Source organism: Luteococcus peritonei (assembly GCF_039526385.1).
Classification (GTDB): Bacteria; Actinomycetota; Actinomycetes; order Propionibacteriales; family Propionibacteriaceae; genus Luteococcus; species Luteococcus peritonei.
Map to the genome: position 1 here is coordinate 90,711 of NZ_BAAAIX010000033.1, position 17,367 is coordinate 108,077.

At 69.9% G+C, this 17,367-nt stretch carries 17 protein-coding genes; 10 read left to right on the forward strand and 7 right to left on the reverse strand.

Translation table 11 applies throughout. The features are described 5' to 3' along the window. Positions 1-2: 2 nt before the first annotated feature. The 5 genes from ABD073_RS13790 (at position 3) to galE (ending at position 5,108) form a co-directional block, all read left to right on the forward strand. Positions 3-1,154, forward strand: coding sequence for a carbohydrate ABC transporter permease (locus ABD073_RS13790; protein WP_343875524.1), 1,152 nt, complete (start codon positions 3-5; stop codon positions 1,152-1,154). Beyond that, positions 1,151-2,005 (forward strand): carbohydrate ABC transporter permease, encoded by an 855-nt coding sequence (locus ABD073_RS13795; RefSeq protein ID WP_343875527.1) that lies wholly within the window; start codon positions 1,151-1,153, stop codon positions 2,003-2,005. Before ABD073_RS13790 ends, ABD073_RS13795 begins: the two co-directional genes overlap by 4 nt. Positions 2,006-2,077: 72 nt before the next feature. Further along, positions 2,078-2,908: a nucleotidyltransferase family protein gene (locus ABD073_RS13800; protein WP_343875634.1), complete on the forward strand. Its 831-nt coding sequence runs from the start codon at positions 2,078-2,080 to the stop codon at positions 2,906-2,908. Beyond that, a complete protein-coding gene (locus tag ABD073_RS13805) occupies positions 2,905-4,122 on the forward strand; it encodes a galactokinase family protein (protein WP_343875530.1) in 1,218 nt (405 codons plus the stop codon). Before ABD073_RS13800 ends, ABD073_RS13805 begins: the two co-directional genes overlap by 4 nt. Continuing rightward, positions 4,119-5,108, forward strand: coding sequence for a UDP-glucose 4-epimerase GalE (gene galE, locus ABD073_RS13810; protein WP_343875532.1), 990 nt, complete (start codon positions 4,119-4,121; stop codon positions 5,106-5,108). Before ABD073_RS13805 ends, galE begins: the two co-directional genes overlap by 4 nt. 209 nt (positions 5,109-5,317) lie before the next feature. Here galE and ABD073_RS13815 read toward each other — a convergent pair whose 3' ends face one another. Both ABD073_RS13815 and ABD073_RS13820 read right to left on the reverse strand, forming a co-directional pair. After that, positions 5,318-5,980, reverse strand: coding sequence for a response regulator (locus tag ABD073_RS13815; RefSeq protein WP_343875533.1), 663 nt, complete (start codon positions 5,978-5,980; stop codon positions 5,318-5,320). Then, positions 5,977-7,212 (reverse strand): sensor histidine kinase, encoded by a 1,236-nt coding sequence (locus ABD073_RS13820; protein WP_343875535.1) that lies wholly within the window; start codon positions 7,210-7,212, stop codon positions 5,977-5,979. The genes ABD073_RS13815 and ABD073_RS13820 overlap by 4 nt, the downstream gene beginning before the upstream one ends. 748 nt (positions 7,213-7,960) lie before the next feature. On the opposite strand from ABD073_RS13820, the gene ABD073_RS13825 reads away from it, so the two are divergent. The 3 genes from ABD073_RS13825 to ABD073_RS13835 all read left to right on the forward strand — a co-directional run bounded on the left by ABD073_RS13825 (position 7,961) and on the right by ABD073_RS13835 (position 11,321). Then, on the forward strand, positions 7,961-8,542 hold the full coding sequence (locus ABD073_RS13825) for a DUF1349 domain-containing protein (RefSeq protein WP_343875538.1): 582 nt from the start codon (positions 7,961-7,963) through the stop codon (positions 8,540-8,542). A gap of 259 nt (positions 8,543-8,801) precedes the next feature. After that, positions 8,802-10,679: a hypothetical protein gene (locus tag ABD073_RS13830; RefSeq protein ID WP_343875540.1), complete on the forward strand. Its 1,878-nt coding sequence runs from the start codon at positions 8,802-8,804 to the stop codon at positions 10,677-10,679. 186 nt (positions 10,680-10,865) lie between these two features. Next, complete coding sequence (locus ABD073_RS13835) at positions 10,866-11,321, forward strand: hypothetical protein (RefSeq protein WP_343875543.1); 456 nt, start codon at positions 10,866-10,868, stop codon at positions 11,319-11,321. Positions 11,322-11,588: 267 nt separating this feature from the next. Here the strand turns inward: ABD073_RS13835 and ABD073_RS13840 are convergent, their stop codons facing one another. The 5 genes from ABD073_RS13840 to ABD073_RS13860 all read right to left on the reverse strand — a co-directional run bounded on the left by ABD073_RS13840 (position 11,589) and on the right by ABD073_RS13860 (position 15,366). Continuing rightward, positions 11,589-12,137 (reverse strand): hemerythrin domain-containing protein, encoded by a 549-nt coding sequence (locus tag ABD073_RS13840; RefSeq protein ID WP_343875545.1) that lies wholly within the window; start codon positions 12,135-12,137, stop codon positions 11,589-11,591. Positions 12,138-12,189: 52 nt separating this feature from the next. After that, entirely contained in the window at positions 12,190-13,938 is a 1,749-nt protein-coding gene (locus ABD073_RS13845) for a potassium channel family protein (RefSeq protein WP_343875548.1), read from the reverse strand. A gap of 10 nt (positions 13,939-13,948) precedes the next feature. Next, the gene (locus ABD073_RS13850; RefSeq protein ID WP_343875635.1) at positions 13,949-14,329 is read right to left on the reverse strand and encodes a DUF6394 family protein; all 381 of its coding nucleotides are present in this window, start codon (positions 14,327-14,329) and stop codon (positions 13,949-13,951) included. A gap of 195 nt (positions 14,330-14,524) precedes the next feature. After that, positions 14,525-14,785 carry a hypothetical protein gene (locus ABD073_RS13855; protein ID WP_343875554.1) on the reverse strand — a complete coding sequence of 87 codons (261 nt, stop codon included), beginning with the start codon at positions 14,783-14,785 and terminating at the stop codon, positions 14,525-14,527. Further along, positions 14,782-15,366 carry an RNA polymerase sigma factor gene (locus ABD073_RS13860; protein ID WP_343875556.1) on the reverse strand — a complete coding sequence of 195 codons (585 nt, stop codon included), beginning with the start codon at positions 15,364-15,366 and terminating at the stop codon, positions 14,782-14,784. Before ABD073_RS13860 ends, ABD073_RS13855 begins: the two co-directional genes overlap by 4 nt. Positions 15,367-15,505: 139 nt before the next feature. Between ABD073_RS13860 and ABD073_RS13865 the strand changes: the two genes are divergently transcribed. Continuing rightward, positions 15,506-16,333 (forward strand): sugar phosphate isomerase/epimerase family protein, encoded by an 828-nt coding sequence (locus ABD073_RS13865; protein ID WP_343875558.1) that lies wholly within the window; start codon positions 15,506-15,508, stop codon positions 16,331-16,333. Then, complete coding sequence (locus tag ABD073_RS13870) at positions 16,330-17,352, forward strand: Gfo/Idh/MocA family protein (protein ID WP_343875561.1); 1,023 nt, start codon at positions 16,330-16,332, stop codon at positions 17,350-17,352. The genes ABD073_RS13865 and ABD073_RS13870 overlap by 4 nt, the downstream gene beginning before the upstream one ends. The last annotated feature ends 15 nt before the right edge of the window (positions 17,353-17,367 follow it).

A 17,367-nucleotide genomic window follows, 5' to 3' on the forward strand; every position in this document is an offset into this window, starting at 1 on the left:
TGATGTCCGCACCCGTGCGCCGGACCCGACGGGGGTCTGCCAACCGGCAGACCCTCGCGGGCTGGCTCTTCGTCCTGCCGGTCCTGGTGATCCTGGGCCTGTTCCTGTTCATCCCGATCCTGATGGCGCTGTGGGTCAGCGTCTCCGACTGGTCCGGCAACGGCAGCCCCTTCGCCCCCGGCGTGAACTTCGTCGGTGCCGAGAACTACCAGGCCATCCTGGGTGGCAAGGGCCTGGCCGGGCGCGACTTCGGCCTGTCCATCCGCAACAACCTCTACTACGTGCTGCTGGTGGTGCCGCTGCAGACCATCGTCGCGCTCTTCCTGGCCGTCATGGTGACCCGGCGCACGCTGCGGGCCAAGGGCTTCTTCCGCACCGCCTTCTACTTCCCCAGCGTCACCAGCTCGGTGGCCATCACCGTGCTCTGGCTCTTCCTGTTCAACGCCTCCGGCGCGGTCAACAAGGCGCTCGGCTGGCTGGGCCTGCACGGCCCCAACTGGTTCCAGGACCCGCGCGGCGTGCTGGGCCTGCTGCTGGAACCGCTCGGGGTGCACGAGAGCGGGGCCATGGCGAAGCCCGGCCTGCTGGGCGTGAGCGCCTACCAGTGGCTGCAGGGTCCCTCGGTGGCGATGTGCGCCTTCATCGCGTTGGCCGTCTTCACCACCTCGGGCACCTTCATGCTGCTCTTCGTCGCCGCCCTGCAGAACATTGGGGAGGAGACCGACGAGGCCGGCATGGTGGACGGTGCCGGTGCCTGGCAGCGCTTCCGCCACATCACGCTGCCGATGCTCAAGCCCACCCTGTACACGGTGCTGACACTGGGCCTGATCGGCACCTGGCAGGTCTTCGACCAGATCGCCATCGGCTCCCAGGGCGGCCCGGCCAAGACCACCATGACGCCGGCCTACCTGAGCTTCACCAAGGCCTTCAACGACGGGGAGTGGGGCCGCGGCGCGGCGATCGCCTTCGTCCTGTTCGCCATCGTCATCGTGATGGGCCTGCTGCAGCGCCTGCTGCTGGGCGATGCGGACTACACCCGGATGACCCGACGCCAGCAGCGCGCCGACCGCGCCGCCCGTGAGGCCGCCGCGGCCCGCGAGGGTGCGCTGGGCCAGGCCGTTGCCGCCACCGTGCGCAAGGAGGGATCGGTATGAGCACCACCACTGCCGCCGGCCGACGCCCGTCTCGGGCCACCGGCTGGATCACCCTGCTGGTGCTGGTCTTCCTGGCCCTGTTCTACGTCTTCCCCTTCGTGGTCCAGGTGCTCGGCTCCTTCAAGACCGACGCCGACGCCACCAACAACCCGATGGGCCTGCCGCAGGTCTGGACCACCGCCGCCTACCACCGGCTCTTCCAGAACTCCGACTTCCCGCGCTGGTTCGCCAACTCGGTGCTGGTCACCCTGGTGGTCACCGCGGGCCGGGTCTTCTTCAACTCGCTGGCCGGCTACGCCCTGGCCCGGCTGCGCTTCCCCGGCCGCAAGCTGGTCTTCCTCACCCTGATCGCGGTGATGAGCGTGCCGGCCGTGGTGCTGCTGATCCCCAAGTTCCTGGTGATCAAGACCCTGGGCATCTATGACAGCTACCCGGCGCTGATGTTCCCGCTGCTGGTGGATGCCGCCGGCGTCTTCATCATGAAGAACTTCTTCGAGTCCATCCCGCCGGCCGTGGAGGAGGCCGCCCGGATCGACGGGGCGGGCACCTTCCGCACCTTCTGGTCCGTGGTGCTGCCGATGGCCACCCCTGCGCTGGTGACCATCACCATCCTCAGCTTCCAGGGCTCGTGGAACGAGTACAGCCACTTCATCATCGCCTCCTCCGACCCGAACCTGACCACCCTCACCAAGGGCGTCGGGACGCTGGCCTCCGGAGGCCTGGGCGGCAAGGCCAACCAGTACCCGCTGAAGCTGGGGGCGGCGCTGATCATGACCCTGCCGGTGGCGGCGCTCTTCTTCGTCTTCCAGAAGCGGATCATGAACACCTCCGCCGGCGCGGTGAAGGAGTAGTCGCCCGATGGGACCCGCTGGCCCCACCGTCATGGGAGCCCCGGTGCCGCTGCGCCGGGGCTCTCGGCCATGATGGATGCCATGAGCGAGCAGTCAGTGCACAAGGCCGTCATCATGGCGCGAGGACTCGGCACCCGGCTGCGGGCCCAGGCCGCCGCGGAGCTCAGCGCGGAGCAGCAGGCCGTCGCGGCCACTGGCGTGAAGGCGATGATGCCGGTTGGTGGTGGACGCCCCTTCGTCGAGCACGTGATCCACGAGCTGGCCGAGGCCGGTATCGACGAGGTCTGCCTGGTGATCGGTCCCGAGCACGAGCAGGTGCGCGAGCGCTATGCCAACCTGCCCACCCGACGGGTGCGAATCAGCCTCGCCACGCAGGCCGAGCCGCTGGGCACCGCCGACGCCGTGGCCGCCGCGCGGGACTTTGCCGGCGGCGACCGCTTCGTGGTGGTCAACTCCGACAACCACTACCCGGCCGCGGCGCTGCGCGCCCTGCTGGCCGCCCCGGGCACCGCCACCCTGGGCTTCGACGCCGCCGCGCTGGTGCAGCGCTCGAACATCCCGGCCGAGCGGGTGGCCGCCTTCGCCCTGCTCGAGGTGGACGCCGCGGGTCACCTGGTGGACCTGGCGGAGAAGCCCGGCCCCGAGGAACTGGCCCGCCACGGCGAGCACGCCCTGGTGAGCATGAACTGCTTCTGCTTCGGCCCCAGCATCTTCGACGCCTGTGCGGCCATCGAGCCCTCGCCGCGCGGCGAGCTGGAGATCGTCGACGCGGTGCGCCACCTGGTGGCCGCCGGTGAGCCGGTCACCGTCGTCCCGGTGGCGGAGGGCGTGCTGGACCTGTCCGGCCGCGGCGACGTGGCCCGGGTGGCCGCCGAGCTGGCCGACGTGGACGTCAAACTGTGAGCGGATACTTCTCTCCCGGGCGGATCGAGGTGCTGGGCAAGCACACCGACTACGCCGGCGGCGACGTGCTGGTCTGTGCCGTGGACCGCGGCGTCACGGTGCAGGTGGAGCCCGCCAAGGCAGGCATCACCGCCGTCACCGAGGCCCTGCCCGGCGAGGTGGACCTGCTGGGCGCCGATCCCCTGCCGCCCGGTCACTGGGGTCGCTATCCCCGCACCGTGGTCTCCCGGCTGCGCGACAACTTCGGCGAGCTGCCGCCCTGCCGGCTGCACATCACCTCCGACCTGCCGCTGGCCAGCGGGATGAGCTCCTCCTCGGCCGTCGTGGTGGCCACCGCGCTGGCCCTGGCCCACGAGGCGGGGCTGGTCGAGCACCCGCTGTGGCGCGAGGCGATCACCGACGAGGTGCGGCTGGCGGGCTACCTGGCCTGCATCGAGAACGGTCGTAGCTTCGGCCCGCTGGCCGGCAGTGGCGGCGTTGGCACCCTGGGGGGCTCGGAGGACCACACCGCCATGGTCTGCTCGCGCCCCGGACTGCTGGGCCGCTTCAGCTTCTCCCCGCCAGGCCTGGTGGAGCGGGTCGAGCTGCCCGCCGGCCACGCCTTCGTCGTGGCGGTCAGCGGCGTGACCGCCGAGAAGACCGGCGCCGCGCGGGAGCGCTACAACCAGGCCTCCCGGGCCACCACCGAGCTGCTGGAACGCTGGAACCGGCATGCGCCGACGCCGGCTGCCAGCCTGGCCGAGGCGCTGCGTTCCCGGCCCGAGGCCGCCGACCTGCTGCGCGGCAGCGCGCGCCAGGAGCCGGTGCTGCTGGCCCGGCTGGAACAGTTCGTCGTGGAGTCCACCTGGTGCGTGCCGCAGGCCGTCGAGGCGCTGCGCAGTGGCGATCTGGCCCGCTTCGGCGCGGTGGTGGCCCGCTCCCAGCAGCTGGCCGCCGAGGGGCTGGGCAACCAGGTCTGGCAGACCACCGAGCTGGTCCGGCTGGCGCTGGAGCAGGGGGCGGTGGCCGCCTCCAGCTTCGGTGCCGGCTTCGGCGGGAGCGTCTGGGCGCTGGTGGGCGACGAGCAGGCGGACTGCTTCGCGGAGCACTGGCTGGAGCGCTACCGAGCAAGCTGTGAGCAGACCGTGAGAGCCTGTGAAGCACTGACAGGCACGCCCCATACGCTGGTCCTGAAGCCTTCGGGCCCAGCACACCCCGTGGAGGAAGAACAGTGAAGATCCTGATCACCGGCGGCGCCGGATACATCGGCAGCACCATCGGCTCGGCCTGCGAGGACGCCGGCCACGAGGTGGTGGTCCTGGACAACCTCTCCACCGGCAGGCGCGAGTTCGCCCTGGACCGGCCCTTCTACCAGGGTGACGTGGGTGACCCCGAGCTGCTGGACCGGGTCTTCCGTGAGCACCAGATCGATGCCGTGGTGCACTGCGCCGCGCGGATCGTGGTGCCGGAGAGCGTCGCCGAGCCGTGGTCCTACTACGAGAACAACGTGGGCAAGACGCTGGACCTGCTGGCCTCCATGGAGCGCAACCAGGTGCGGCGCATCCTGTTCAGCTCCTCGGCCTCCATCTACGGCCCGGACGAGAACTTCCAGGTCACCGAGGAGTCCCCGCTGGCCGCCGGCAGCCCGTACGCCCGCACCAAGATGGTCACCGAGCTGGTGCTCTCCGACGTGGCCGCCGCCACCGAGCTGCACGTGATCAGCCTGCGCTACTTCAACCCGATCGGCTCCGATCCCGAGCTGCGCACCGGTCTGCAGCTGGAATTCCCCAGCCACGTGCTGGGCAAGCTGATCGAGGCCTGGAATGCCGGCAAGCCCTTCACCGTCACCGGCACCGACTGGCCCACCCGCGACGGTTCCGGCATCCGTGACTTCATCCACGTCTGGGACCTGGCCAAGGCGCACGTTGCCGCGCTGGAGAAGTTCGACCAGGTCACCTCGCAGGAGAACTACCAGGTGATCAACATCGGCACCGGCACCGGCACCACGGTGCGGGAGCTGGCCGACGCCTTCAACGAGGTGATCGGCGGCGAGCTGCAGGTCACCGACGGCCCCCCGCGCCCCGGCGACGTGGCCGGCGTCTACACCACCAGCTCGAAGGCCCGCACCGAGCTGGGCTGGAGCGCCGAGCTGGACGAGACCCGCGCCATCAAGGACGCGCTGGCCTGGCTGCCCCGCCGCAAGGAGATGCTGGGCTACTGAGACTGACGCCGATCCCTGCTAGGGACGGCTCACCCGGGCCCGTCGGAGGACTTCTCCGGCGGGCCCTCGTGCGTCCCGGTCCGTCGACGGATCGACCCGAATCCGCCCCGATGTGCTCCCGCAGCGCCTCAATGGCCGGTTCTGGCGCGAACCCTGGCGAATTTCTGGTTGATGTGGGGACCGGAAAGCCCACATAGCGCGATGACCCGTCAGCGCCGGGTGAGGCCCACCTCGTGGGCGAAGAGCACCAGGCCCACCCGGTCGCGGGCCTGCAGCTTGGCCAGCAGCCGGCCGATGTGGGTCTTGACCGTCCCCTCGGCCATGTAGAGGCTGCTGGCGATCTCGGTATTGGTGGCGCCCTTGGCGATCTCCACCAGCACCTCGCGCTCCCGGTCGGTGAGCAGCGCCAGCCGGGGGTCGTCGGCGCCGGGGGCGTCGGGCAGGGTGGGCACCACGTGCTCCAGCAGTCGACGGGTGGCGCTGGGGGCCATCACTGCCTCGCCGGCGGCCACCGTGCGGATGGCATTGAGCAGCTCGGCCGGCCGGGCGTCCTTGAGCAGGAAGCCGGAGGCGCCGGCCTTGAGGGCGGCGAAGACGTACTCGTCCAGGTCGAAGGTGGTCAGCACCAGCACCTTGGTGGTCATCCCCTCGGCCACCAGCCGACGGGTGGCCTCGACGCCGTCCATCACCGGCATCCGGATGTCCATCAGCACCACGTCGGCGCCCCGGGCCGCGAGCATCCGCAGCGCCTCCTGGCCGTCGGCGGCCTCGCCCACCACCTCCATGTCGTCCTCGGCCTCGATGAGCATGCGGAAGCCGCTGCGCACCAGCGCCTGGTCGTCGGCGAGCAGCACTCGGATGGGTTGCATCACATCTCCTGGGTCGTACGCGTGGGCACGGGCAGGATCGCCCGCACCAGGTAGCCGCCCTCGCTGCGGGGCTGGGCCACCAGTTGTCCGTTCATGGCTGCGACGCGCTCCCGCATCCCGCGCAGCCCGTGGCCGCGCCCGTCGGAAGTCGACGCCTGGCCCAGCCCGTCGTCGCTGATCTCGGCCACCACCAGCGCGGGGGTGTAGCTCAGCCGCACGGTGCAGGTGGCCTGCGCCCCGGCGTGCTTGAGGAAGTTGGTGACCGCCTCCTGCACCACGCGGTAGACGGTCAGCTCCAGGGTGTGCGGCACCACCGGCGGCGTCCCGCTCACCTCGAGGCGCACCCGTTCGCCGGAGCGCGAGACCATCTCGGGGATCTCCTCCAGACCGGGATTGGGGCTGTAGAGCGCGGCCTGCTCGGTGGGGGCGCGCAGCACCCCGACGATGCGCCGCATCTCGGTGAGCGCCTCGCGACCGGTCTCGGCGATGGTGTCCAGCACCTCGGCGGCCTGCTCCGGCTTCTTCGCCGCCAGGGCCCGGCCGCCCTCGGCCTGCACGATCATCACCGACAGCGAGTGCGCCACCACGTCGTGCAGCTCGCGGGCGATCTGGGAACGGACGCTGACCTCGACGGCCCGGGTGGCCTGCTCCCGCTCCGCGAGCTCAAGGGCCCTCCGCTCGGCCTGTGCCAGGGTGCGGGCCCGGCCGGCCTCCGCCGACTCGCGCACCCGCCGCCCGATGGCGTAGACGCTGACCACCAGCCCGAACATGGTGATGCCCACCAGCACCGCATCGGGCCACGGGAAGGGGGGCCGCACCGGGGTGCCGTCGGACTCCCAGACGGTGGCCGGCATGAGCCAGCGCGCGGGGCCGAGCACGGCGCCCAGCGCCCCCAGGAAGAGCACCGCGCGGGAGCGGTGCCCCGGCACCCAACGAGCCACCGAGTAGGCCACCAGTGCCACGGCCGCGATCTGCGGGGTGGGCACCCGGATCACCAGCACGTGCACCAGGCAGCAGGCCGTGACCACCACCAGCGTGGTCAGCGGCTTGCGCCGGCGCAGCACGAGTGCCAGCGCCATGACCATCCCCAGCGCCACCGAGCGCACCAGCCGGTCCTCGGTGGCCCCGTAGCCGGCAGAGGCCACCGTCGTGAGCACGAAGAACAGCCCGGCCACGGCCAGGTCGAGCGACCAGGTGGCGTGGCCGAGCTCGTCGAAGATGCTGCGGCGCTCCATTGGCCACAGCCTAGGGTGAGCCGACCGGACCCGGATCCGACCGAGGTCCCGGGCGGGTCGAACCCCGGGCCCGGGACAGCGGCCCTCTCTGCCGGTGTGCGCGGGGCCCCGAGCAACCAGCAGGGGTGTTAAGACGAAGAAGTTAAACAAACAACCAGTGTCACGCGATCACGGGACAGCGATCCGGGAATGCTGTACCCACAGGGCTGCCGTGGGAGATGCGTGTCACGCGAGGCATGACACCAGCCACGGATCGCCTGATGGAGAGCTGAACTGATGCTGATTTCAACTACTTTGCCGACTTGTCCAGAGCCCGGTGCGAGGCGCAGAGTGGAGGCATCGCAGGCGGTGCTCGGGGGAGCTCGCCGACGATGGCCCAACAGCTTCGGGGGAAGCCAACGGGCGGTCCATGCGGCTTCGGGGGAAGCGGCTGGACGACAGCAGGGCACCGCGCGGATCGGGGGATCCGGCAGTGCCGCGGCCCACGGTCGGGGGATCGACGGGCCGGACAACTGAACCGGGCGGCACGGACATCGGGGGATGGCCGCACCGCACAGCCCACGGGCCCGAGGACCACGTCCTCGGGCCCGAGCCGTTCCCCGGGTGGGAGGTTGAAGCGTTGTGCCCGGGAACCCTCACGGGGCCAGAACCGGTTCCCGGGACTGTCCCAGGCGACCGGCCGGCGGGTAGTCTCGCCGCAGACCGGGCCGCAGCAGCGGGCCGGGCACCCACCCACGAGGAGGACGCCATGCCCACCGTCGACTGGTCCGCCGGACGCTGGACCACCGAACCGGTCCGCAGCGAGGTCACCGAGAACGGCCTGCTGGTCGAGGCCCGGGAGGGCTCGGATGCCTGGCGCACCACGTCCTACGGCTTCATCCACGACGACGAGCACGCCCTGGTGGCGCCGCTGGGCCAGGAGCAGGCCGTGGAGGTGGACTTCGTGGCCGCCTTCAGCCAGCAGTTCGACCAGGCCGGGGTCTTCCTGCGCGCCGGCCAGGAGCACTGGGTGAAGGCCGGCGTCGAGTTCGCCGACGGCACCCCGCAGCTCGGCGCCGTGGTCACCAGTCCCTGTTCCGACTGGTCCGTGGCACCCGTGCCGGACTGGGATGGTCGCACCGTGACGGTGCGCGCCTCCCGCAGTGGCGACGCGGTGACCATCCGTGCCCGCGTCGACGGCGGGGACTTCCGGCTGGTGCGGGTGGTGCCGATGGATCCCGAGGTGGAACTGGAGGCCGGGCCCTTCACCTGCGCCCCCACCCGCCCCGGGCTCGAGGTGCTCTTCACGGGATGGCGGCTCACGGAGCCGGACGCCTCGCTGCATCCCTGATCCGCCCTGACCGATGGTCAGCTGTCCACCGGTTGGGATGCTGGCCGAAGGTACAGAAGTGGTCCACGCGACGGCCGCAAGGGGCCTCCGGGATGGCGAAGAGCGAAGCCACGGCGAAACAATGGCGAGACCCCGGCCATGTCGTGGGAGCTGGTTCGTTGTCTGAAGACCGGGTGGTACGCCACCGTCGAGGATGGGGCTGCGGTTATCCTGCAAGGGCTCGGGGGAGAAGTCCTCGTCGACCCCTCAGGAGCGCGTGATGAGTCAGCCGCCGGTGGTGGGCCCGGGCGGTGGCAGTGCTGCCACCGGCTATGCCGCCGTGGCCGCCGGCATCGCCGAGGGGCTGGTGGACACCGCCTGGCTGGACGACCACCTGGAGCACATCCACTCCCGCGAGGACCTGGCCGACCATCGCCTGATGGTGGTGCTGGCCCTGCTGCTGGACGGCGGGGACCGCCTGCCGGCTCCCTTGCGCCAGGCCATGGAGCAGGCCGTGCTGGGCTTCCGCTACTGGATGGACGAGCCCGGCACCGATTCGATGGTGCACTGGAGCGAGAGCCACCAGGTGGCCTTCGCGGTGTGCGAGTACCTGGCCGGCAAGCTGTTCCCGCAGCGCCGCTTCCGCAACGACGGGCGTCGCGGCGAGGTCAAGGCCGAACGGGCCCGCCAGCGGCTGACCGGCTGGCTGGCCAACCGCTTCCGCCACGGCTTCAGCGAATGGCTCTCCGGCACCTACTACGCCATCGACATCTCGGCCCTCACCCTGCTGGTGGAGCACGCGGAGGACGAGGAGCTGGTGACCCGCGCGAGCATGGTGCTCGACCTGCTCCTGCTGGACCTGGCGCTGCACCGCTTCGACGGGCACTTCGTCGCCTCCGCCGGACGGGCCGGTGCCCTGCACAAGGCGCATCCCGATCGCTGCGAGATCGAGCCGGTGGTGGCCAGCGCCTTCAGCCGCAGCCGCCCCGACTTCGAGCCCACCCGCCCCACCTCGATCTTCCTGGCCCGGCGCCGTTACCGGATCCCCCAGGTGGTGCGCGAGATCGCCTATGCCCAGGCCGACCACCTGATCACCACCTCCCAGGGTCTGGACCTGCGCGAGGTGCCCACCGAGGTGGCCCGCAACCGCAGGCTTGACCCCGACGAGCGACGCGATGCCGCACTGGCCCTTTACTGGGGGATGGAGGCCTTCGTCACGCCCGAGGGCATCGGCCCCACCATGGAGGCCTTTACCCGGCTGGACCTGGGCGAGAACCGCTACCTGGCGCCACTGGCCCCCTTCCGCAAGGTGCGCTCCCGGCGGATGCTGGCGGGGCTGGTGCGCTCGCTCAACCCGGTCACCCAGGGCGCCTGCCTGCAGCGCGCCGACGTGCAGACCTACCGCACTCCGCACTACCTGCTCAGCTCGGCCCAGCACCACCACCCCGGCAGCTTCGGAGACCAGGAGAGCATCTGGCAGGCGGCCCTGCCGGGCGGCATCACCGTCTTCTCCACCCATCCCGGCTCCACGCTGCTGGGCAGTGCCTCGCGGCCCACCACCCCCTCGGGCTGGGTGGGCAACGGGCTGCTTCCCGACGTGGGCCAGCTGCGCAACGTCGCGCTGGTGCTGCACGACCTGCGCGCCCGGCGTGGCTACCTGGAGGGGCGCCGTCACGAGCTGAGCCACCTGTACTTCCCCGCGGCCCGCTTCGACGAGACCAAGCTGGGCGAGTTCGTGGTGGCCGGACGGCGCGACGACTCCTACTTCGGCGCGGTGGCGCTGAACCGGATCGAGATGGCCAACGAGGAGGAGCTGGTGCAGCGCGGTCTGGTGACCGGCTGGGCCGTGATGCTGGCCGACCGCTCCGACTTCGGCTCGCTGCACCGCTTCGTCGACTACCTCAAGGGCTGCCGGATCGAGCACGTGCGCGACACCCTGGCCTGGACCACCCCGCAGCGTCGCTACGAGCTCACCTGGGGCGGCGCCTTCGTCGTGGACGGCACCGTGCTGGACACCGACTACGCCCGGCTGCGCAGCGACTGGACCAGTGTGGCCCGCAAGCCCTCGGTGATCGAGGTCACCGGCCGCACCGGGACCCTGGTGCTGGACTGGAAGCTGGGCCGGCGCAGCCAGGGGCCGGGCGTCCGCAAGGACTGAGCCGCGCTTGCGGTACCGACCTTGTTCGGAAAGACCGGCTGGCGGGTGACGGCCTCGTCATCTATCGAAAGGTGTCCAGTGTCATGGGTCCTGAAATGATCCTCTTGGGGTGGAGCGTCCTGACTCCAACCCCTCTTGATGGTCCGGGTCTTGGGTCCAGGGGTGGCGTTCTCTCGATCAGCGAGCATGTTCAAGGGCTATGCGCAGGTGCTGAAGAGTGGCAGGACTGGTTCACTGACGTCGGCGAAGCACGACGGTTTGTTGAAAGCAATGACGAACGAGAATTGCTGCTCTGTGGGCTTTGGGCTGAGAAATCCCAGGCCAGCCGTCTCGCTGGGCGAGGAGATTCGAACTGGAGGGAAGCCTTTTCAGTTGCCTGCTCGGGGGGGAGCCGAATTCGATATTGACCGAGTTCTGGGCTACGAGGCAGTTGGTTTGGATGGTCTGTATTACTTCCATTCGTGGAGGTGCTTCTATGATGAGCAAAGCCTGTCGGGCGTGAAAGGATTGCAGCTCCAAGGCAATGGGCTGTTTGGAAGCTTTTCGGAGGCGATGTCATGCGCGATGTCCATTGAGATGGACAGGCAGTTGGTTAACGAGCCGTGGTTTGTGCTCTGCTATAGCCGTGGTCGGTCGATCTAGAGAATTTGAACACGTGAGGTATATCTCCGCAGGGGTCTGCTGCAGGAATGGGTGACAGTGATTACTCGGCCTGGTCGGCTGCTGGTCTGGTGAACGTCTCGAACTCGATGAGGTCAACGGTCCAACCTGTGTTGGGCCACTTGTGGTGTTTTCAATCCGAAGAGGTAAGAGTCCTCTGATCTTGCCCGAAGCGTCGACCGCTACCCGGACGATGAGTCGGAAATAGTCGCCTCCACTGAGGGTGACGGCATGCTGCGGCACTGACGCTCAGTGGCTGTGCGGGTGGGAGTGCGAGCTGGGACGCTCGCGCACCGGCATCTCGTCGGTGGTCTCCTTGATCCGCTCCTTCTCGTCATGCTCGTGCTCGATGTCGTTGGCATGGTCGAAGTCGTGGGTGAGCTGGTTGATCCGCTCCCAGGTGGGGCCGTCGATGCCCACGGCGGCGGCCGGGAAGAGGCCGTTCTCCTCGTGGTCGATGTGGCGGCGCAGCGCGTCCTCGAAGGCGGGGTACTCGTCCAGATCGCCGTCCATGATGCGCTCCAGCTGCTCGTCGAGGCTGGTGTGCTCGTCGCACAGCGAGTCGATGGTGGTGGTGTAGTCGGGGTCCTTGCGCATCTCGTGGAAGAGCCCGGCCTCCTCGGCCTTGGTGTGCGGCCACAGCGTGTTGGCCAGCACCAGCCCGGCCTGGCCAACCTGTGCCAGGTCCTTGGTCTCCACGGCGCGGCCCAGATCGCCGAGCCGGTCGACGACGGTGTAGTGCTCCTCGGAGAATCGTCCGATCACATCGATGGCGCGGCAGCCGCAGTACTCACACATGGCTCCAGCCTACGCCTGTTTGCCCGGCAAAGGACGTGGAAAATTCAACGGCTCAACGGTGCCGCAGGGCGCGTCGCAGCAGCCGCAGCTTGCGCCACAGCCAGGTGCTGGGCACGGTCTCGGCGGTGCACAGGTATTCCAGCGAGGCGTCGTGGTGCAGCGTCGCATTGATCTGCTGCAGGCCCCGGCTGCGGCTCAACAGGCCCACCTGGTCGCCCGGCTTGATCGTGGTCTCCAGGTCCGGCACGTAGGTGACCTGCTTGCCGCGCTTGAGCATGAAGACGAAGGAGGGGATCTTGTTGTCCCGGTCGTCGGGATCGCGCAGCAGGTCGCGCAGCGTCGCGGTGTGGCCGGACTCCAGCCAGCGCGTCACCGCGGGCGCCTCGTAGTGGTTGATGGTCAGCACCGACGGGATCGGGCTCACATCGCCCACCCGGCGCACCAGCCGGTCGCGGATCTCGACGGCCTGGTCATTGGGCAGCTCGTGGACGTACTCGATGAAGGCCCAGAAGGTGGGCGCCTGGAGCCGGGCCAGCGACTCGAAGGCCACCAGGTCGGTGGCGATGAAGACACTGTCCGGCTCGAAGGCCTGCAGCAGGCTGGTGGTGTGGATCGACTTCTGGCGCACCGCCAGGTAGACGTCGGGGTTCACCAGGCGGGCGTGCGCGGCCATCGACAGGTTGGTGGTGTCGCTCTCCACGCCGGCGATGAAGCCGGAGATGGCGTCGAAGTCCGGCATGCCGTCCTCCGGGTTGACCTCCAGCACCTCCATGCCGGCCTGGCGCAGGTCGTGCGCCACCTCGTGACCGAAGCGGGAGTCGGCCGAGACCATCCAGCGGCCACTGGCCAGCTCCTCGTGCAGCGGCGGCAGCTCGGTGCCCGGCTCGGAGAGCAGCCACTGGTGCAGCTGGAAGGTGTCGGGGCGCTGCAGCGCCATCACCAGGTAGGAGCCGTAGCGGTCGTAGGGGTTGATCACCGCGTCGGGGCTGAAGTCCTCCATCCGCTCCACGTTGGCCCGCTCGGAGCAGCGCGCGATCACCGGTACCTCGGGTCGCAGCAGGTTGGCCGCTATCACGACGGCGAGGTTCATCTCGTCCTTGTCCGTCATGGCCAGGACGCCCTCGCACATCGGGTGACCCAGACCGGCCAGGCCCAGCAGCGCGGGATTGGTGGGATCGCCCTCGATGTTGGGCACGTCATTGGCCAGCTGGTCGGAGATCAGCACGTCGAGGCGGCCCGGGTCGGCGTCCACCACGACGATGCGACGGCCCTCGTGGTCCAGCGCGGTGGCCAGGGTGCGGCCGGCCTGGCCGTAGCCCACCAGCAGCAGGAAGGGCTCGTGCAGGCCCTTCACCTTGGCGCGGAAGCGCTGCAGGGTGACGGCCTTGCGGAAGGCGGGCTCCTGCAGCAGCGCGAACAGCGAGCCGAAGACATAGGCCCAGCCGGTCACCGAGGCGTAGATGGTGCCGGTGACCCACATCCGCTGGGCCGCGGTGAAGGCGTGCGGGATCTCGCCGAAGCCGATGGTGGTGGCGGTGTAGCTGACGAAGTAGAAGGCGTCGAAGAGGGTCATCCGCCAGGGCTCGCCGTTCTCGTCGACGCCCGGGATCAGGCTCAGGCCCAACACGCTGATCGAGAAGATGCTGATCAGCACGATCAGCGGGAAGCGCATCCGGCGCAGCACCAGAAAGATCGCCTCGGTGGACGGCACGTCCGTGGGGACGTCGACCACCGCCCGTCGCAGGCGCTTGGAGGCCCGCCACGGGCGGATGACGAGGGGGATGACCGGGCTGGGTGGCACGGGGGTCGGCTCAGCGGCGACGGTAGGAGGCGGTCTCGATGACCAGCAGCACCAGGGAGACGATGTTGGCCAGCAGCGCGCCGCCGGACATGGAGACCACCGAGCTCATCATGTGCACCGTCAGGCCCTCGCGGCTCACCTGGGTGGCCCAGATGTAGATGGCCGAGGCCGCCATCAGCTGGATCACCGCCACCAGCGAGGTGGCCAGGTGGATCGCGCCGATCTGGGTGCGGTCACCGAACTTCAGCACGGTGGCGATCAGGTTGATCACCACGGCGGCGTAGAGCTCGTAGATGTTGTGCAGCTCCGGGCGGCCCAGGTCACCGATGAAGAAGCCAAAGTTCATGGTGGCGGCGAGCAGCACGAAGAAACCGAAGACAACCTTCTCCATGTTCACCCGGCGAGGCTACCCGCTGGGGTCCTCCCGGACCCAGCGCACCTCAATCCGCCCCTGAGGTCCGGGGCGCTGCGGGATCCTTCGCCCGCGTCATCCCACGCTCCACGAGAGAGCGTCAGGTGGGTCGGTGCGCCGGGTGGCCCCCGCCACCGGAGCCTGGCGGGCTGTCGAGGGCAACGGCGTCGGTCCTCAGCTGGGTGGCGACGAGGCAGGATCCGAGCCCTGCACCGGCGCACCGGGTGTGGGGCCGGGGGAGGTGTGCGCCCAGGGGCGCAGCCAGCCCAGCAGCACGGCCAGCAGCACCAGGGCCAGCAGGCCCAGCACCAGCCAGGGCAGGCGGCCGCGCCGCTCGTGCTCCACCTGCCGCAGCACCGCCTCCCCGTCGGGCAGCGGTGCGGTGGGCTGGTCCTGCGCCGCCTCCTGCAGCACCTCGGCCAGCCGGATCCTCACCGCGTCCCCCAGCCGTCGCCGGCCGAGGAGGGGCTGGCCACGACCAGCGCGGGACCCGGCCCGCGTGGGCCCGGCCGGGGCGTCGGCGTGCGGGGCTGCGGGTCGTCGAGCACCAGCTGGTCGCCCAGCTGGGCCAGTCCGACGCGCAGCTGGTCCACCCCCGCCAGCCGCAGAGCGGCGGCATGCATCCGGTCGGTGTGGAGCACCTCGCCGATCCCGGCATCGTCCAACCGGCAGAACCAGGCCAGCACCAGGGCCGCGCGCTGGTCCAGGTGGAGGGTACCCAGGGCGGCCACCAGGTGCGCGCCCTGGGGCGAGGCGGCGGCGGGTGGTCGGCCGGATGACGGCCGGTACCGGGGTTCGCGCGCCAGGTGCACCAGCCGACGCCGTGCGACGGTGAGGGCGCTGCGCCGGTCGGTGAGGTCGACGCCGGTGTGCACCAGGTGCGCCAGCACGTGCTGCAGCAGCTCGTCGGCCAGCGGCCACGAGCCGGTCATCAGGTAGGCGGTGCCGCGCAGCTCCGTGCCCTCCTGGCGGATCAGCGCATCCAGCGCGATCCGCTTGTCAGCTGGAAAAGCCATGAATTCCCCCTGCCGCCATCATGGCCCCCGCGCTGCGCGGGCGCTCGTGGCAACAGGCGGCAACCCGGGTGCGCCAGCGGGCGGGCTCCCTAAGTTTGACCAAAGGTGAACTGAACGCGATGACGCGAGGAGCACGACGATGTGGACCCTGACCGGATTTGCCGACGAGATCAGCGATGACTTCGGCGAGCAGCTGTCTTTGCTCAAGCAGCTCGGGGTCACGCACCTCGAGTTCCGCAGCGCCTGGGGCACCAACATCCTGCTGCTGAGCCGCGAGCAGCTCGACGAGGCCAAGCGGATGCTCGACGAGGCCGGCATCAAGGTCAGCTCGATCGGCTCACCGATCGGCAAGATCCTCGTCGACGACGACTTCGAGGAGCACCTGGACGCGATGCGCCATGCCGTCGAGGTGGCCCGCTTCTTCGACACCCGCTACATCCGCATCTTCTCCTTCTTCATCCCGCAGGGCAGCGACCCCGACTCCCACCGCGAGGAGGTGCTGCGCCGGATGAGGGTCATCACCGAGATCGCCGAGCAGGCCGGCATCACCCTGCTGCACGAGAACGAGAAGGACATCTACGGCGACATCCCGCGTCGCTGCGTCGACGTGCTGGAGGGCGTCGGCTCGCCCCACCTGCGCGCCATCCTCGACCCCGCCAACTACGTCCAGTGCGGTGTCGACCCGCTGGCCGAGGCCTACCCCGTGATCCGCCCCCACCTGGAGTACATGCACCTCAAGGATGCGGTGGCCAACACCCCCGACGTGGTGCCGGTGGGCGAGGGCGACGGCCACGTGCCCGAGATCCTGCACCAGCTCCACGAGAGCGGCTGGGACGGCTTCCTGTCCATCGAGCCCCACCTGGGCGACTACACCGAGTGGGGCGCCATGAGCGGCCCCGAGCTGTGGACCAAGGCCCACACCGCGCTGGTGGGTCTGCTGCAGGCCGAGGGGATCGAGTACCGATGACCACCTCGGCGGCCGTCGTCGGCTGCGGTGACGTCTCGGTGGTCCACTTCGAGGCCATCACCGCATTGGGGATCCGGCTGGTCGCCGTGGTGGACACCGAGCCCGCCGGCCTGCAGCGCGCCGCCGCCGTGGCGCCGGGTGTGCCCGGCTTCGCGAGCGTCGCCGAGATGCTCGCAGCCATCGACCAGGGGCGCCTGGAGCGGCCCGACGTGGTGCACGTCACCACCCCGCACCACCAGCACGCCGAGCCCACGCTGGCCCTGCTGGCCGCCGGGCTGCACGTCATCCAGGAGAAGCCGCTGGCCAACAGCCTGACCGCGGCGCAGTCCATCGTGGACGCCGCCGCATCGTCGTCCGCCCGCAGCGGCATCTGCTTCCAGAACCGCTACAACGCCTCGAGCCAGGCGCTCAAGCAGGTGCTGGAGGACGGCGAGCTGGGCGAGCTGCTGGGCGGCTGTGCCAGCGTGGTCTGGGCCCGCACCCCGGACTACTACCAGGCCCGGCCCTGGCGCGGCCGCTGGGACCAGGCCGGGGGTGGCCTGCTGATCAACCAGGCCATCCACACCCTCGACCTGCTGCAGTGGTTCCTGGGTGAGCCCACCGAGGTGGCCGGCAGCGCCGCCACCCTGCGCTACCGCGGCGTGATCGAGGTGGAGGACAGTGCAAACGCCTGGTTCACCCACCGCGACGGCATCAGCTCCACCTTCGTCGGCTCGCTCACCAATGCCGTGCACCGCGATGTCGAGATCGAGATCTACGGCTCCCAGGGCGTGGCCACCATCGCCGACGGGCTGCACCTGCGCCTGGCCGACGGCCGCACCCGCGAGGTGCCCGAGCGTCGCGCCGCCAGCGGCGGGCGTTCCTACTGGGGCCTGAGCCACCAGCTGTTCATCGAGGACTTCCACGCCCGGCTCGACGACGCCGAACCCTTCTGGATCGGCCCCGAGCAGGCCATGGCGTCGATGCGGATGCTGAAGGCCGTCTATGCCGACAGTTTCCCGGGCAGCCACCACCAGTGACCACCACCAAGAGGA

Bases quoted from the DNA above. Each gene is read 5' to 3' on its own strand.
- ABD073_RS13830 (WP_343875540.1), top strand. From the start codon at position 8,802: ATGAGTCAGCCGCCGGTGGTGGGCCCGGGCGGTGGCAGTGCTGCCACC.
- ABD073_RS13850 (WP_343875635.1), bottom strand. From the start codon at position 14,329: ATGGAGAAGGTTGTCTTCGGTTTCTTCGTGCTGCTCGCCGCCACCATG.
- ABD073_RS13825 (WP_343875538.1), top strand. From the start codon at position 7,961: ATGCCCACCGTCGACTGGTCCGCCGGACGCTGGACCACCGAACCGGTC.
- ABD073_RS13800 (WP_343875634.1), top strand. From the start codon at position 2,078: ATGGATGCCATGAGCGAGCAGTCAGTGCACAAGGCCGTCATCATGGCG.
- ABD073_RS13870 (WP_343875561.1), top strand. From the start codon at position 16,330: ATGACCACCTCGGCGGCCGTCGTCGGCTGCGGTGACGTCTCGGTGGTC.
- ABD073_RS13865 (WP_343875558.1), top strand. From the start codon at position 15,506: ATGTGGACCCTGACCGGATTTGCCGACGAGATCAGCGATGACTTCGGC.
- ABD073_RS13820 (WP_343875535.1), bottom strand. From the start codon at position 7,212: ATGGAGCGCCGCAGCATCTTCGACGAGCTCGGCCACGCCACCTGGTCG.
- ABD073_RS13840 (WP_343875545.1), bottom strand. From the start codon at position 12,137: ATGTGTGAGTACTGCGGCTGCCGCGCCATCGATGTGATCGGACGATTC.
- ABD073_RS13860 (WP_343875556.1), bottom strand. From the start codon at position 15,366: ATGGCTTTTCCAGCTGACAAGCGGATCGCGCTGGATGCGCTGATCCGC.
- ABD073_RS13835 (WP_343875543.1), top strand. From the start codon at position 10,866: ATGTTCAAGGGCTATGCGCAGGTGCTGAAGAGTGGCAGGACTGGTTCA.
- ABD073_RS13790 (WP_343875524.1), top strand. From the start codon at position 3: ATGTCCGCACCCGTGCGCCGGACCCGACGGGGGTCTGCCAACCGGCAG.
- ABD073_RS13795 (WP_343875527.1), top strand. From the start codon at position 1,151: ATGAGCACCACCACTGCCGCCGGCCGACGCCCGTCTCGGGCCACCGGC.